Source organism: Yersinia ruckeri ATCC 29473 (assembly GCF_000754815.1).
Lineage (GTDB): Bacteria > Pseudomonadota > Gammaproteobacteria > Enterobacterales > Enterobacteriaceae > Yersinia > Yersinia ruckeri.
In genome coordinates this window covers 1,841,934-1,857,023 of record NZ_KN150747.1, presented here as the reverse complement: position 1 = coordinate 1,857,023, position 15,090 = coordinate 1,841,934, and the positions used below count along the sequence as shown (strand labels likewise).

Here is a 15,090-nt window from a genome sequence, read left to right as displayed (position 1 = left end):
CCCCGGTTGCACACCGGGGCTCGCAGATTAGAAGATGGTGAAAGGTGCAATCACGATGAATTTAATGTCTTTCTCATCTTGGAAGATGTTGCCATAACCACCGCCATAGCTTGGGATATTGGTGTGGTTGTCATACATGGTGTAATGCAGTTTGAATAAGGTACCTTTCGCACGACCTTCTTGTAGGGTGTACAGCACGTCGAAGTTCCAGGCGGATTCTTTTAAGCGGGTAGCCTGATCAAACTGAGGATTAGTACTCGGTTTTGCATCCCAGCCATAAGCATAGGAAGTCCCTACAGACCAGCCGGCCATATTCCAGTTAACCAGGTCATACATCACACCGGCAAATAATGCTTTCTCACCGTTGGCGTTAAAGTCGGAACGCGCATCCCACCAGACATCGAGACGACCGTTAGAGCTAGCATAGCTTGGTGTCATACGTTGCAAGAAGAAGCCCTGTTGGCCTTCGGCTTTCGCCATTGTTCCTTCCAGACGCAGGTCAAATGGCCCAGTGGTATAGCCGAGAGTCAACGCCTGCAGCCATGCCAGCCCATCATAAACGTCGTTCTCACCGCCGCTGACTTTGTCTTTCGCACCGTAGAACTGATAAGAGGTTCTTAGGTCGTTACCTGCAACTGGGAATGCGTAGGAGGCTTTAGCAAAATACTGATCCATATAGTCTTTTGCCTGACCAAATGCGCCTTCCAATACTAACTTATTTTTAAAGTCGTATTTAGCACCGAAGGAATGCAGATAACTGACGCTGGTCTTGTTATCGATTTGACGGAATTCATACATATTCCGATACCAAGGCGCTTTGTATTCATCAGTCCACATATAAGACATGGAAAGTGCGCCAGCAGTATCGAAATCAAATTTCGCGCCACCCTCAGCCCCGCGGTATGTGCCCGGCATAAAGCTCCAGTGTGGAGCGAGTAGAGTTTGGCCTTTTGGCTGAATGTAGCCACCCTGAGCCCAGAAATTGCCTAACTTGAATTTGGCCGCGGCTTTGTAAATACTCACGCCGCTGGTGTCACCAGTCCATTTCTCATCCCAACGGGTTTTGGCGTCACTGAAACCGATTTCGTTTGGTGCCGCCGGGCCGCTGTTGCTCATCTCTACTGCGCCGAAGGCAGCCAGGTCGATACCGAACATGTCAGCCGCATAACCGGAGGAGAAGTCGAGGTTGGCGTTAAAAGTCGAGTGATGCAGGTTGGCGACATATTTGCCGTAGTCCGCACTATCCGGCGTTAAGTCCTTACGATCACGCTGGCGCTGCCAATAGTACAGACCACCGGTCAGCGTTGAATCATCGATAAAACCTTCAGCTCGCGCCTCAGGCGCCATCATGAACCCAGTCCCTAACACCGCGCCCGCGACTGCGAGCGCTAACGTCTTACGTTTAGCACAGTGCGTAACCATATGAAAAAAATCCTCTTTGACATCACATTTAAATTGCGTTGTCTTGTGTCCACCACAGCTCACAAGCTCCGCTGAAAAAACCCACCAGGGGTTAAAATCGGTGAGGAGAAACCCTCGTTAGCATTATTTGCTAAATACAGACTATTTTTCGCGACGCGAATTATCAATTAAAAAAACAGAAAATTAGTCAAAGTATGACAATGAGCACACAACTATGAAAAAATATTACCAAACCCACAATAAATTCATATGTTGATGAAAAACCAATGATTACAGTGAATAAAAAAGTCAATATAGGATGATTGAAAGGTTTCAGCGCAGGTTGACAGGTCAATGGAAACATTCTTATCGGTTTTTTATTGCGCCGTTAATTCGCAATGCGAATATTGTAATGAAATCCACAGCACATAAAAAAGCAGCATAAAATCTGTCAATTTCATATCGGGCTAGACTGCATTGGATGATGATTCTTCGTACATTCTCACCGAAAAGTGTTTAGTAAAATAAACATTAGGCGTAAAGGAGTGAAGGAATGGGAAAGGATATTTATCTGGCGTGCGCTAAAATCTCAGCGGCCAATAACGATGATCGATATCGCAGGGACATGCAGGAGGTAAAGCCGGTGGAGAGATGGGGTCGTTAACTCATTCGATGAAACCGGAACCCACTGCGGCAAGTTAGAGCCAGCGCTGAACAGGGTAACAATTTCGCCAATTAAGGCTGGAGGATGTCAAAAAGTAAAAACTCAACCCAGCGGCCACCAGCCAATTATGGGCAAAAAAGAGGCCGCAACGTTATCCGCTGCAGCCACCTTCAAAGACTTAACTGACGAGCATTCCTAACCTAAGCTACGCATTTTTCAATGCTAAACGTGACAGCTAGGCTGTAGCTTTAGCCGCCCAAGTATCACGCAGGCCGACAGTGCGATTGAACACCAAACGTTCTGCACTGGAATAATGGCAGTCCGCACAGAAGTAACCTTCACGTTCAAACTGGTAGGTTTTTTCCGGTTTAGCATCAGCCAGACTTGGCTCAACGAAGCCTTGGCGGATAACCAGAGACTCTGGATTGATGGTTGACAGGAAATCTTCTGCCGCCGCCGGGTTTGGCACACTAAACAAACGGTCGTATAAACGAATTTCCGCTGGCAGCGCATGAGCCACTGAAACCCAGTGAATAACCCCTTTAACTTTACGCCCATCAGCCGGATCTTTATTTAGCGTATCAGCATCATAGCTGCAATAAACGGTGGTGATATTGCCTTCTGCATCTTTTTCGACATGTTCAGCCTTAATCACATAGGCATTACGTAGACGAACTTCTTTACCCAGCACCAAACGTTTGTACTGTTTGTTGGCTTCTTCGCGGAAATCTGCCCGATCGATATAAATTTCACGATCGAATGGTACCTGGCGGGTTCCCATTTCCGGTTTATTCGGATGGTTTGGCATCGTCAGCCATTCTTCACCCGCTTCGCGGTTCTCGATAATAACCTTGATAGGTTCCAGCACAGCCATCGCGCGCGGTGCATTTTCATTCAGGTCATCACGGATACAAGATTCTAATGACATCATTTCGACATTATTATCTTGCTTGGTCACACCAATACGGCGGCAGAACTCGCGAATAGAGGCAGCAGTGTAGCCACGACGACGCAGGCCGGAGATAGTCGGCATCCGTGGGTCATCCCAACCCTCTACCAGCTTCTCAGTCACCAACTGGTTCAGCTTGCGCTTAGACATGATGGTGTACTCAAGATTCAGACGAGAGAACTCATACTGACGTGGATGGCAATCGATAGAGATATTATCCAGTACCCAATCATACAAACGACGGTTATCCTGGAACTCTAAAGTGCAAAGAGAGTGAGTAATTCCTTCCAACGCATCGGAAATGCAGTGAGTAAAGTCATACATCGGATAGATGCACCACTTGTTGCCCGACTGATGGTGCTCTGCAAATTTGATACGGTACAATACGGGATCGCGCATCACGATAAATGGCGACGCCATATCAATCTTCGCACGCAGGCAGGCAGCACCTTCGGCAAACTCACCGGCACGCATTTTTTCAAACAGCGCCAAGTTCTCTTCTACGCTGCGATCGCGATACGGACTGTTTTTGCCCGCAGTCGTCAGGGTTCCACGGTATTCACGCATCTGCTCCGCGCTCAGTTCATCAACATAGGCCAAGCCTTTGTTGATCAGCTCAATCGCATATTGGTGCAGTTGATCGAAGTAATCGGATGAATAGTGGATTTTTCCGCTCCACTCAAAGCCCAACCACTCAACATCTTGTTTAATGGACTCGACAAACTCGACGTCTTCTTTGACCGGATTGGTGTCATCAAAACGCAGGTTACACTGACCCTGATAATCTTGCGCAATACCAAAATTCAGGCAAATGGATTTCGCATGACCAATGTGCAAATAACCATTTGGCTCCGGCGGAAAACGAGTATGTACCGATGTATGCTTACCGGTGGCTAAATCTTCGTCGATAATTTGACGGATAAAATTACTTGGGCGGGCTTCTGCCTCACTCATTGCTTTATTCCTCAATGCAAAGCGCAAACACATAACCGCCTATAATCCAACAAGCCCGGCCCGGAAACAACCGTTTGTTACAGTAAAAAAGGGGGGATTGGCGTTTCACGATAAAAAGCGGGAAGAGATCACTCTCTTCCCGCTGATTTGTTTGTAATGCGAAACAATTAGTTAACCTATTAGCGCCTTACTTGCCGCGAATCTCAAACAGGTTACTTTGACCCGCAACTACAGTATTGCCTGGTTGTAAGGTAATACCGGCGTAATCGTCGATATTACTAACCACTATCGGGCTGATCATCGAACGTGCATTCTCATTCAGGAATGTCAGATCCAGTTCCAGAATCGGTTGACCCGCATCAACTTCCGCGCCTTCTTCAACCAGACGAGTAAAACCTTTACCATTCAGTTTCACCGTATCGATACCCATATGGACAACGATTTCAGCACCGGTTTCCGTTTCCAGACAGAACGCATGATTGGTATTGAAGATTTTTACAATGGTGCCCTTAGCCGGAGAAACCACGATGTTATCCGTTGGGCGAATCGCCACACCGTCGCCTACCGCTTTGCTGGCAAAGGCTTCATCAGGCACAGATTCCAACGCAACCACTTCGCCAGTCACCGGTGCAACCAACATCAATGAAGCGGTTTTGGGTGTATTGATCACCGCCTGAGGCTTGGCTTCCGCCGCACCCACAGTGCTTGCCGCAGGAATCGGGCCACCCGCCAACACGCTACGCATAGCACTGGCAATCAGTTCGGCACGGGTGCCAACGATAATTTGTACGCTTTGTTTGTTTAAACGAATAACGCCGGATGCGCCCAGGCGCTTAGCCAGACTGTCGTTAACCAGGGCAGAATCTTTCACATTCAGACGCAGACGAGTAATGCAGGCATCAATGTTGGTCAGATTGTCTGAACCACCGATGGCACCGATGTAACGACGTGCCAGCGCATTGATTTCGCTTTCGTTGTTCGGATTTGCATTATCAATATCAACATCGTAACCGTCGGTTTCGTCACCGGCAGTCGCCAGTTCGCGACCCGGAGTCAACAGGTTGAATTTGTTGATAGTGAAGCGGAATACCACGTAGTAAATGACAAAGAATACCAGACCTTGTGGAATCAGCATGTACCAATGAGTTGCCAGTGGGTTGCGTGAAGAAAGCACCATATCCACCAGACCGGCACTGAAACCAAAACCGGCGATCCAATGCATACTGGCGGCGATGAACACGGAAATACCGGTCAACACAGCGTGGATGACATACAGCACTGGAGCCACAAACATGAAGGAGAATTCAAGTGGTTCGGTGATGCCGGTGAAGAAGGCAGCGAATGCACCCGCCAGCATGATACCGGCTACTTTGGCTTTATTTTCCGGGCGCGCACAGTGATAAATCGCCAATGCAGCACCTGGCAAACCAAACATCATGATAGGGAAGAAACCAGCCTGATAACGGCCTGTAATACCGACAACCGCTTTACCGGCGTCGATAGACTGTTGGCCACCCAGGAAGTTAGGAATATCGTTAATACCGGCAACGTCAAACCAAAATACCGAGTTCAGGGCATGATGCAGACCAACTGGGATCAGTAAACGGTTGAAGAAGGCGTAAATACCAGCCCCCACTGAACCCATGTCTTTGATGTACTCACCAAAAGTAACCAGTGCGTTGTAAATCAACGGCCACAGGTACATGAGGACGAAGGCCACAGCAATCATCAGGAAAGAGGTCAGGATGGGAACCAGACGACGACCACTGAAGAAGGACAAAGCTTTTGGCAGTTCAACGTGGCTAAAGCGGTTATACAGCTCGGCAGAAATAATACCGACCAAGATACCCACGAATTGGTTGTTGATTTTACCAAAAGCAGCGGGAACCTGATCCAATGGAATCTTCTGGATCATCGACACGGCGGCCGGTGAACATAAGGTGGTCAGAACCAGAAAACCGACGAAGCCGGTCAGTGCGGCTGCACCATCTTTATCTTTAGACATACCGTAAGCCACACCAATGGCGAACAGTACGGACATGTTATCGATGATTGCAGCACCGGATTTGATAAATAACGCCGCCAGTGCGTTATCTCCACCCCAGCCAACTGGGTCGATCCAGTAACCAACACCCATCAGTATCGCGGCTGCAGGCAACGTGGCCACAGGGACCATTAAAGCCCGACCCACTTTTTGCAAGTAACTAAGAATATTCACCTTTCCCCCTATTCGTCCGATATCGGACCCTTTAAGTAGTTTATTGGTATTGCTCACTACCTTTTAGAAAAACGCACAGCAGGTATTACTCAATTATGGAGTGTAAAAAAATTATTTCGTATCGCAAATTAAAACCTCCTTTTTTGTGATAAACGTCACCAAAAAACAGTCAAAAAACACCAATTTGCTGGCTATGACACAAAACTTATTTTATCATCCGAAAAATCAACACAGCATTGTACCAAAACGAGAATCAAAATCTGAGTTACCCTTAGAACAGTGATTCAAACCGCGTACAGTATAGACACTATTGACTAAGCCATGAGGTGCATGATGAGACTTATCCCACTGAAAACTACTGTAGAAGTTGGCAAATGGGCTGCACGACATATCGTCAGCCGCATTAATGCCTTTAAACCTACCGCAGAACGTCCTTTCGTATTGGGTCTCCCAACTGGGGGCACACCGCTGGAAGCTTATAAGCATCTGATTGCCATGCATAAAGCAGGTGAAGTCAGCTTCAAATACGTTGTGACATTCAACATGGATGAATACGTTGGTCTGCCAACCGAACATCCGGAAAGTTATCACACCTTTATGTACCAAAACTTTTTCAATCATGTCGACATTCCGAAAGAAAACATTAATCTGCTGAACGGTAATGCCCCGGATGTGAATGAAGAATGCCGGCGCTACGAAGAAAAAATTAAATCCTACGGAAAAATCAACCTGTTTATGGGTGGCGTGGGTAACGACGGACATATCGCATTTAACGAACCGGCGTCGTCACTGGCCTCTCGTACTCGCATCAAAACCCTGACCCAAGAAACCCGTATCGCGAACTCCCGCTTCTTTGGTGGTGATGCCAGTCTGGTGCCTAAATACGCCCTGACTGTGGGTGTTGGAACCTTGCTGGATGCTGAAGAAGTGATGATTCTGGTGACAGGTCATGCCAAAGCCTTGGCACTGCAAGCAGCCGTTGAAGGGAACATCAACCATATGTGGACCATTAGCTGCCTACAGTTGCATCCGAAGGCCGTTATGGTGTGTGACGAAGCATCCACTATGGAATTGAAAGTAAAAACCGTAAAATACTTCAACGAATTAGAAGCAGAAAACGTCAAAGATCTTTAATTGTCTTCAGGGGGCTCCGATGTATGCTTTAACTCACGGTCGTATTTATACCGGCCATGAAATACTGGATAATCACGCGGTTATCGTAGCTAATGGTTTAATTGAACGCGTTTGTCCCGAGGCGGATTTACCTGCCGAGATTGAGAAGCGCGATCTGGGTGGAGCCATCCTGGCCCCCGGTTTTATTGATGTTCAATTAAATGGTTGCGGTGGTGTACAATTTAACGACTCTCTTGAGGCCATATCTGAAGAGACGCTGGAAATCATGCAGCGCGCCAACGAAAAGTCAGGTTGTACCAGCTACCTACCCACGCTAATTACCTGTAGCGACGATTATATGAAGCACGGCATCAAAGTGATGCGTGCCTATCTGAAAAAACACCCGCATCAGGCTCTCGGCCTGCATCTGGAAGGCCCTTATTTAAGTCCGTTAAAAAAGGGAACGCACAATCCGGCATTTATTCGTCAACCCGATGCGGCAATGATCGACTATCTATGTGCCAACGCGGACGTGATTACCAAGGTGACATTGGCACCGGAAATGGTCGATGCCAAGTATATCCGTCAGTTAGCGGATGCTGGCATCGTCGTTTCTGCCGGACACTCGAATGCGACCTATCAGGAAGCTCGTACCGGGTTTGCTGCAGGTATCCGTTTTGCAACCCATCTGTACAACGCCATGCCGTATATTACTGGGCGCGAACCGGGCCTCATGGGCGCGATTTTCGATACCCCGGAAGTGTATACCGGAGTGATTGCCGATGGTCATCACGTAGCGTGGGCCAGTATCCGCAACGCCAAAGGTTTGAAGGGCGACAAACTGGTATTGGTGACGGATGCGACAGCGCCCGCAGGTGCTGATATTGAAGAGTTCATTTTTGCCGGTAAAACAATATACTATCGCGATGGACTGTGCGTGGACGAAAACGGAACCCTGAGTGGTTCTGCGCTAACGATGATTGAAGCTGTGCAGAACAGCGTCGAACATGTTGGCATTTCTCTGGACGAAGCACTGCGCATGGCAACACTGTATGCGGCCCGCGCTATTGGCGTGGATAAGCAGTTAGGAAGCATTGAAATCGGCAAAGTAGCCAACCTGACTGCCTTTACCCGCGATTATAAAATCACAAAAACTATCGTTAACGGCAACGAAGTTTGAAAAAAAGCGAGTAGATATATTAATGAGCACCGGCGGACAGGCACAAATTGGCAATGTGGATCTTGTTAAACAACTCAATGGTGCCGTCGTTTATCGGCTCATTGATCAGCAAGGCCCGATTTCGCGCATTCAAATTGCCGATCACAGCCAGCTTGCTCCCGCCAGCGTCACTAAAATTACTCGTCAACTGTTGGAGCGCGGGTTGATCAAAGAAGTCGATCAGCAAGCCTCCACCGGTGGTCGCCGTGCGATCTCCATTGTCACTGAAAATCGCCAGTTCCACACTATTGCCATCCGCCTTGGTCGTCATGATGCCACCATCACGCTGTACGATATGAGCGGAAAATCCCTTGGGGAAGAGCATTACGCCCTACCTGAACGGACACAAGAAACGCTGGAACATGCGCTCTTTACCATCATCAACCAATTTATCGAACAGTTTCAACGCAAATTGCGTGAACTGATCGCAATTGCCGTTATTCTTCCCGGTTTGGTCGAGCCCAACAAAGGTATCGTCCGCTATATGCCCCACATCAGTGTGAATAATTGGCCGCTAGTGGATAATTTGCAGGCTCGATTCAACGTGACCAGTTTTGTCGGCCACGATATCCGCAGCTTGGCATTGGCAGAGCACTACTTTGGTGCAACCAAAGACTGTGAAGATTCGGTTTTAGTTCGTCTGCATCGCGGAACCGGTGCCGGTATTATCGTCAATAGCCAAATTTTCCTCGGTAGCAACGGCAACGTCGGCGAAATTGGCCATATCCAGATCGATCCGCTGGGCGAGCGCTGCTACTGCGGTAACTTTGGTTGTCTGGAAACCGTGGCCTCCAACGCCGCCATTGAAAATCGCGTACGTCATTTGCTGAGCCAGGGGTATCCGAGCAAGCTGACGCCGGACGATTGCAGCATTAGCGCTATCTGCAAGGCCGCCAACCGTGGCGATCTGCTGGCCAATGAAGTGATCGATCACGTGGGTCGTTACCTCGGTAAAGCCATTGCCATTGTTATTAACCTGTTTAATCCACAAAAAGTGGTGATTGCCGGTGAAATTATTGAAGCGGAAAAAGTCCTGCTCCCAGCGATTCAAAGCTGTATCAATAATCAAGTCCTAAAAGATTTCCGCAAGAACCTGCCGGTGGTGACATCACAATTAGATCACACCTCGGCTATCGGTGCCTTCGCCTTGGCCAAACGTGCCATGCTAAACGGTGTACTGCTACAGCGATTGCTGGAAAACTAAGTGTTGATTATCGGCAGGCAGGAGTCATCCACACGCCTCATAACCGCATGCTATAGTGGCGTACTGCCGTACTAATGAGTAATGAAAACAATGACAATTAAAAACGTTATCTGTGATATTGACGGTGTGTTGTTGCATGACAACACCGCCGTTCCGGGTGCTGACGCCTTTCTGGCTCGCATTCAACAAGAAGGCATGCCGCTGGTTATCCTGACTAACTATCCTTCGCAAACCGCGCAAGACTTGGCCAACCGCTTCGCCGCAGCGGGCTTGGAGGTACCGGAAAGTGCTTTTTATACCTCGGCAATGGCCACGGCAGATTTTCTGCGGCGTCAGGAAGGTAAAAAAGCCTATGTTGTCGGTGAAGGTGCATTAATTCATGAACTGTATAAAGCCGGTTTTACTATCACCGATATCAACCCCGACTTTGTGATTGTCGGCGAAACACGCTCTTACAACTGGGAAATGATGCACAAAGCGGCCTTCTTTGTGGCTAATGGTGCGCGCTTTATCGCTACCAATCCAGACACCCACGGTCGAGGCTTTGCTCCAGCCTGTGGTGCATTATGTGCGCCTATTGAAAAAATATCTGGCCGCAAACCGTTTTATGTCGGCAAACCCAGCCCGTGGATTATCCGCGCAGCGCTGAATAAAATGCAGGGTCATTCAGAAAGTACCGTCATTATTGGCGATAATCTGCGTACCGATATTCTGGCCGGCTTTCAGGCAGGTCTGGAAACCATTCTGGTATTGTCTGGCGTTTCCACCCTGGACGATATTGAAACCATGCCATTCCGCCCGAGCTACGTTTACCCGTCAGTAGCAGATATCGATATTATATGACTGTTTCCGTTGGCGGCCATTGCCGCCACGTCGCTTCCTTGATACAAACCCATCGCTGCACCGCACTGAAAATCTACCCGGCCCGCCTTCTTGCTGGCTGAATAACCTGTAGTTTTTGCCTTACAGTCCGGCAACCAGCGCCAGTGCCAGACGAAAGATGTCGAGGATTCCCTTTTTTGGTGCGCTGCACCAAAGTTCTTGCATTAACGCCCCTTTTTAGCGCATTTTCTTGTTATGTGAATAATCCACGCCGCCTAAATCGACAAAACAACCGCATTCCAAATTGGCGTATTTTTTGCATACTTTTCTTATTACTGGTCGTTATATTCTTGCAGATTTCGGGTTGCGGTAAGGGCACTGATACCACTGCAGCGTGAAAAATCGCGGGATAGGGTCGTTCAACCCTACAACGATAAAGTATTTCAACAACATTACCGCCAAAAGCTAAAAAGTTAGGGAGATAATTATGTGTTCTATTTTCGGGGTGCTCGATCTTAAAACCGATCCAATCGAGTTACGTAAAACCGCATTGGAAATGTCGCGTTTAATGCGCCACCGCGGGCCGGATTGGTCCGGGATTTATGCCGGTGATAATGCTATTTTGGCTCATGAACGTCTGTCGATTGTTGACGTAAATGCAGGTGCACAACCGCTATATAACAAGGCGCGCACCCATGTTCTGGCGGTCAATGGCGAAATTTATAATCATCAAATTCTGCGCCAACAGTACGGCGATCGTTTCGAATTCCAGACCGGTTCTGACTGTGAAGTGATTCTGGCGTTATATCAGGAGAAAGGCCCTGATTTTCTTGACGATCTACAAGGCATGTTTGCCTTTATTCTGTATGACGCAGAGAAGAATGCTTACCTGATCGGCCGCGACCATATGGGGATAATTCCTCTGTACATGGGTCACGACGAGCATGGCAATATGTTTGTTGCCTCGGAGATGAAAGCGTTGGTGCCGGTATGCCGCACGATCAAAGAATTTCCTGCTGGCAGCTATTTATGGAGCCAAGACGGCGAGATTCGCGAGTATTACCAACGCGACTGGTTCGATTACGACAACGTAAAAGACAATGTGACGGATAAAAATCAGCTGGCCAACGCGCTGGAAGAAGCGGTTAAAAGCCACCTGATGTCAGATGTGCCTTATGGCGTGTTGCTATCCGGTGGACTGGACTCTTCCGTGATTTCCGCCATTACCAAAAAATTCGCCGCCCGTCGAGTAGAAGACGATGAGCGCAGTGAAGCCTGGTGGCCACAACTTCACTCCTTCGCTGTAGGTCTGGTCGGCTCACCGGATCTGAAAGCCGCGCAGGAAGTCGCCAACCATTTGGGTACGGTACACCATGAAATTCATTTCACCGTGCAGGAAGGGCTGGATGCGATTCGCGATGTGATCTATCACATTGAAACTTACGATGTCACCACTATCCGCGCATCAACACCGATGTATTTAATGTCTCGTAAAATCAAAGCAATGGGCATTAAAATGGTGTTATCTGGTGAAGGTTCCGATGAAGTTTTCGGCGGTTATCTTTATTTCCATAAAGCACCAAACGCCAAAGAATTGCATGAAGAAACCGTACGCAAGTTACTGGCATTGCATATGTATGACTGTGCCCGCGCCAACAAAGCAATGTCCGCCTGGGGCGTAGAAGCCCGCGTTCCCTTCCTGGACAAAAACTTCCTCGATGTGGCAATGCGCATTAATCCACAGGATAAAATGTGTGGTAATGGCAAAATGGAGAAACATGTTTTGCGTGAATGTTTCTCTGCCGATTTGCCTCACAGTGTGGCCTGGCGGCAGAAAGAGCAGTTCTCCGATGGCGTTGGCTACAGTTGGATTGACTCGCTAAAAGCCATGGCGGCAGAACAAATCACCGACCAGCAGTTGGAAACAGCCCACTTCCGCTTCCCTTACAACACGCCAAACTCGAAAGAAGGCTATTTGTATCGGACGATCTTTGAAGAGTTATTCCCGCTGCCAAGCGCCGCAGAATGTGTGCCGGGCGGCCCATCGGTGGCTTGTTCTTCAGCGAAAGCCATTGAATGGGATGAGTCATTTAAGAATATGGATGACCCTTCAGGTCGCGCCGTTGGCGTTCATCAGGATGCCTACAAATAATCCGTTGTTTCCCTCGCCATTAAAGGGAAATGAGCGCGGTAAATAAGCTTAATCAGGGCTACCTTCGGGCCGCCCTGCTTTATTATCAGAAACACCCATCGTCGGTTTCCCTTTCAAGTCAATAGACGTATTGGTTATAACCTTTTATTTTGTCGTAAAATTCAACAGCGAATCCACATAATTGGCTAATTTATCGCCGGACTGTTCACAAGCCAAACAAACGAACCCTTTCAGCGCTTTTTCGGTAAAAAACTAGTTGACGCAAATCGGTCATATACGCATAATGCGCCCCGCAACGCCGATGAAGGTTGTGCAGAAAAAAGATGGCTACGTAGCTCAGCTGGTTAGAGCACAGCACTCATAATGCTGGGGTCACAGGTTCGATTCCCGTCGTAGCCACCATCTTTTTCATGTATGCGGGAGTGGCGAAATTGGTAGACGCACTAGATTTAGGTTCTAGCGCCGCAAGGTGTGCGAGTTCAAGTCTCGCCTCCCGCACCATTTTCATCGGTTGTCACAGTAGATGGGATATCGCCAAGCGGTAAGGCACCAGGTTTTGATCCTGGCATTCCCAGGTTCGAATCCTGGTATCCCAGCCATTTCTCTGAAGTGGAATACTGTTAGGCAGGGTTGTGATAAAAAAGAATTGTATTTCAGTTGGGATATCGCCAAGCGGTAAGGCACCAGGTTTTGATCCTGGCATTCCCAGGTTCGAATCCTGGTATCCCAGCCATACAATTTCTTAACTTTAAAAGATTTAAAGATGGCTACGTAGCTCAGCTGGTTAGAGCACAGCACTCATAATGCTGGGGTCACAGGTTCGATTCCCGTCGTAGCCACCATCTTTTGGGGTATCGCCAAGCGGTAAGGCACTGGATTCTGATTCCAGCATCCCAGGTTCGAATCCTGGTACCCCAGCCATATTTAGAAAAGCTCGCTTCGGCGGGCTTTTTGCTTTTTTGCTTTCTGTAAACGTTAGCGTTCAACGTGAGAAAGGGAAAGTGGCGGCTAATCTAGTCAACATAAGCGACTCACCAAGATGCGAGCCGCTTTGTCATGCACAGTGCTATAATCCTAAAGCGTATTTCAACGCGTGCTCCTTTAGTTTTCCCGCTCGTTGTGCAGCGATCAATGCTAGGTTGCGTATCATTTTCACTGGCGGTAAATCATTACTAAACGCTTTGTAAAACAAATCCATACCGCTTTGCATCATCAGGTTATCGCTGCGGCGCTTACGCTGGTAACGCAGTAATACCGCTTCGCTACTCCAATCTTCAGCCAGATCGCGTGCCTGACTCAACACATCCAGCAACGCATCGACATCACGATATCCCAGATTAACCCCCTGCCCAGCGAGTGGATTGATGGTATGCGCTGCATCGCCTAATAATACCAACCCCGCCTGCACATAACGCTGAGCGTGACGGCGGGTTAATGGGAAAGAACCCGCTGCCACGGCGTTAACCCGTCCCAAACGATCAGGGAAGGCGCGCGTAATCTCCTGATTGAGCTGTTCCAGCGGCATATTCTGCAACTGACGAATACGCTGCGGACTGTCGTACCAGACCAACGAGGCCCAATGATCAAACAACGGCAGAAATGCTCGCGGGCCTGAGGGGAAAAACTGCTGCCAGGTGACATCCTGCTGCGGTGCCCCCGTATTGATGGAAATGAGCATACAGGACTGGCGATACTGCCAACCGCTAGTGCCAATACCGGCCAGACGGCGAACCTGCGAATTGGCACCATCGGCACCCACGACTAAACGCGCCTGTATCTGCTCCTGCGTGTCTAAAGTCAGTTTCCAGCACCTATCTACTCTCGCCATGCTTTGTAGCCGTGAGGGGCACAGTAGCGTTAAATTTGCGCACGTTTCGATCTGTTGCCATAGCGCCAACTGCAAAACCCGGTTTTCGACCATAAAACCTAATTCAGGTAGCGCTAGCGATGCCGCATCGAATACTACCGTTGAGCCAGGCATTTCCCAGGTTTCCAACCGACGATATGGGGCATAACGCATTTCCTGCACGCGTGACCATGCACCAAGTTGCTTGAGCAATCCAACGGAAGTGCAGCCAATGGCCGAAATCCGTAAATCCGGCGCGCTCTGGCTATCAAAGGGTACCGGAGCCTCATGTTCCAGCAACGCCACTGACCAACCGCTTTGCGCCAAACCTAAAGCGGTAGCAGCCCCCACCATCCCGCCACCCACCACGACAACATCGTAACTTTGTTGAGATTTTTTCATTTCGGCTACGCTTCAAGAAATTAAGGTTACGCCCACTATTTCGGGCATTTTGTCTCGCGTCAGTGTACCGGATTTTTCTCCAACCGGCAGGTTAACTCAGCGTTTCCATACTGGTCTCCGCTCGACCAAATGACTACAATGCCCAG

The 15,090-nt window shown here is 48.6% G+C and carries 9 protein-coding genes and 6 tRNA genes; 11 read left to right on the top strand and 4 right to left on the bottom strand.

From position 1 onward, the window contains the following. Positions 1 to 27: 27 nt before the first annotated feature. From chiP to nagE, 3 genes are all read right to left on the bottom strand, one after another. Positions 28 to 1,422, bottom strand: coding sequence for a chitoporin ChiP (gene chiP, locus DJ39_RS08265; RefSeq protein WP_038243492.1), 1,395 nt, complete (start codon positions 1,420 to 1,422; stop codon positions 28 to 30). Between the two features lie 878 nt (positions 1,423 to 2,300). Further along, positions 2,301 to 3,968 carry a glutamine--tRNA ligase gene (gene glnS / locus DJ39_RS08260; RefSeq protein WP_038243489.1) on the bottom strand — a complete coding sequence of 556 codons (1,668 nt, stop codon included), beginning with the start codon at positions 3,966 to 3,968 and terminating at the stop codon, positions 2,301 to 2,303. 187 nt (positions 3,969 to 4,155) lie between these two features. Continuing rightward, positions 4,156 to 6,186 (bottom strand): N-acetylglucosamine-specific PTS transporter subunit IIBC, encoded by a 2,031-nt coding sequence (nagE, locus tag DJ39_RS08255; protein ID WP_004721849.1) that lies wholly within the window; start codon positions 6,184 to 6,186, stop codon positions 4,156 to 4,158. A gap of 333 nt (positions 6,187 to 6,519) precedes the next feature. Here nagE and nagB point away from each other — a divergent pair, with 333 nt between their 5' ends. The 11 genes from nagB to DJ39_RS08200 all read left to right on the top strand — a co-directional run bounded on the left by nagB (position 6,520) and on the right by DJ39_RS08200 (position 13,617). Beyond that, positions 6,520 to 7,320 (top strand): glucosamine-6-phosphate deaminase, encoded by an 801-nt coding sequence (gene nagB / locus DJ39_RS08250; protein ID WP_038243483.1) that lies wholly within the window; start codon positions 6,520 to 6,522, stop codon positions 7,318 to 7,320. A gap of 19 nt (positions 7,321 to 7,339) precedes the next feature. After that, positions 7,340 to 8,479 carry an N-acetylglucosamine-6-phosphate deacetylase gene (nagA, locus tag DJ39_RS08245; protein ID WP_004721843.1) on the top strand — a complete coding sequence of 380 codons (1,140 nt, stop codon included), beginning with the start codon at positions 7,340 to 7,342 and terminating at the stop codon, positions 8,477 to 8,479. 22 nt (positions 8,480 to 8,501) lie between these two features. Then, positions 8,502 to 9,722, top strand: a complete 1,221-nt coding sequence (gene nagC / locus DJ39_RS08240) for a DNA-binding transcriptional regulator NagC (protein ID WP_004721841.1) — start codon at positions 8,502 to 8,504, stop codon at positions 9,720 to 9,722. Between the two features lie 90 nt (positions 9,723 to 9,812). Further along, the gene (locus DJ39_RS08235) at positions 9,813 to 10,565 is read left to right on the top strand and encodes an HAD-IIA family hydrolase (protein ID WP_038251294.1); all 753 of its coding nucleotides are present in this window, start codon (positions 9,813 to 9,815) and stop codon (positions 10,563 to 10,565) included. A gap of 466 nt (positions 10,566 to 11,031) precedes the next feature. Beyond that, complete coding sequence (gene asnB / locus DJ39_RS08230; RefSeq protein ID WP_004721839.1) at positions 11,032 to 12,696, top strand: asparagine synthase B; 1,665 nt, start codon at positions 11,032 to 11,034, stop codon at positions 12,694 to 12,696. 325 nt (positions 12,697 to 13,021) lie between these two features. Next, positions 13,022 to 13,098: transfer RNA gene (locus DJ39_RS08225), tRNA-Met, on the top strand. A gap of 14 nt (positions 13,099 to 13,112) precedes the next feature. Further along, positions 13,113 to 13,197: transfer RNA gene (locus tag DJ39_RS08220), tRNA-Leu, on the top strand. A 23-nt stretch (positions 13,198 to 13,220) separates the two neighbouring features. Continuing rightward, positions 13,221 to 13,295 (top strand) — tRNA-Gln (locus DJ39_RS08215). A gap of 59 nt (positions 13,296 to 13,354) precedes the next feature. Further along, a tRNA-Gln gene (locus tag DJ39_RS08210) sits at positions 13,355 to 13,429 on the top strand. Between the two features lie 32 nt (positions 13,430 to 13,461). Then, a tRNA-Met gene (locus tag DJ39_RS08205) sits at positions 13,462 to 13,538 on the top strand. 5 nt (positions 13,539 to 13,543) lie between these two features. Continuing rightward, a tRNA-Gln gene (locus DJ39_RS08200) sits at positions 13,544 to 13,617 on the top strand. 145 nt (positions 13,618 to 13,762) lie between these two features. Here the strand turns inward: DJ39_RS08200 and ubiF are convergent. Continuing rightward, complete coding sequence (gene ubiF, locus DJ39_RS08195; RefSeq protein ID WP_004720218.1) at positions 13,763 to 14,944, bottom strand: 3-demethoxyubiquinol 3-hydroxylase; 1,182 nt, start codon at positions 14,942 to 14,944, stop codon at positions 13,763 to 13,765. Between the last annotated feature and the right edge of the window lie 146 nt (positions 14,945 to 15,090).

Excerpts from the sequence above, each read along its gene's own strand:
- DJ39_RS08235 (WP_038251294.1), top strand. The coding sequence starts at position 9,813 with ATGACAATTAAAAACGTTATCTGTGATATTGACGGTGTGTTGTTGCAT.
- nagC (WP_004721841.1), top strand. The coding sequence starts at position 8,502 with ATGAGCACCGGCGGACAGGCACAAATTGGCAATGTGGATCTTGTTAAA.
- glnS (WP_038243489.1), bottom strand. The coding sequence starts at position 3,968 with ATGAGTGAGGCAGAAGCCCGCCCAAGTAATTTTATCCGTCAAATTATC.
- nagA (WP_004721843.1), top strand. The coding sequence starts at position 7,340 with ATGTATGCTTTAACTCACGGTCGTATTTATACCGGCCATGAAATACTG.
- ubiF (WP_004720218.1), bottom strand. The coding sequence starts at position 14,944 with ATGAAAAAATCTCAACAAAGTTACGATGTTGTCGTGGTGGGTGGCGGG.
- asnB (WP_004721839.1), top strand. The coding sequence starts at position 11,032 with ATGTGTTCTATTTTCGGGGTGCTCGATCTTAAAACCGATCCAATCGAG.
- chiP (WP_038243492.1), bottom strand. The coding sequence starts at position 1,422 with ATGGTTACGCACTGTGCTAAACGTAAGACGTTAGCGCTCGCAGTCGCG.
- nagB (WP_038243483.1), top strand. The coding sequence starts at position 6,520 with ATGAGACTTATCCCACTGAAAACTACTGTAGAAGTTGGCAAATGGGCT.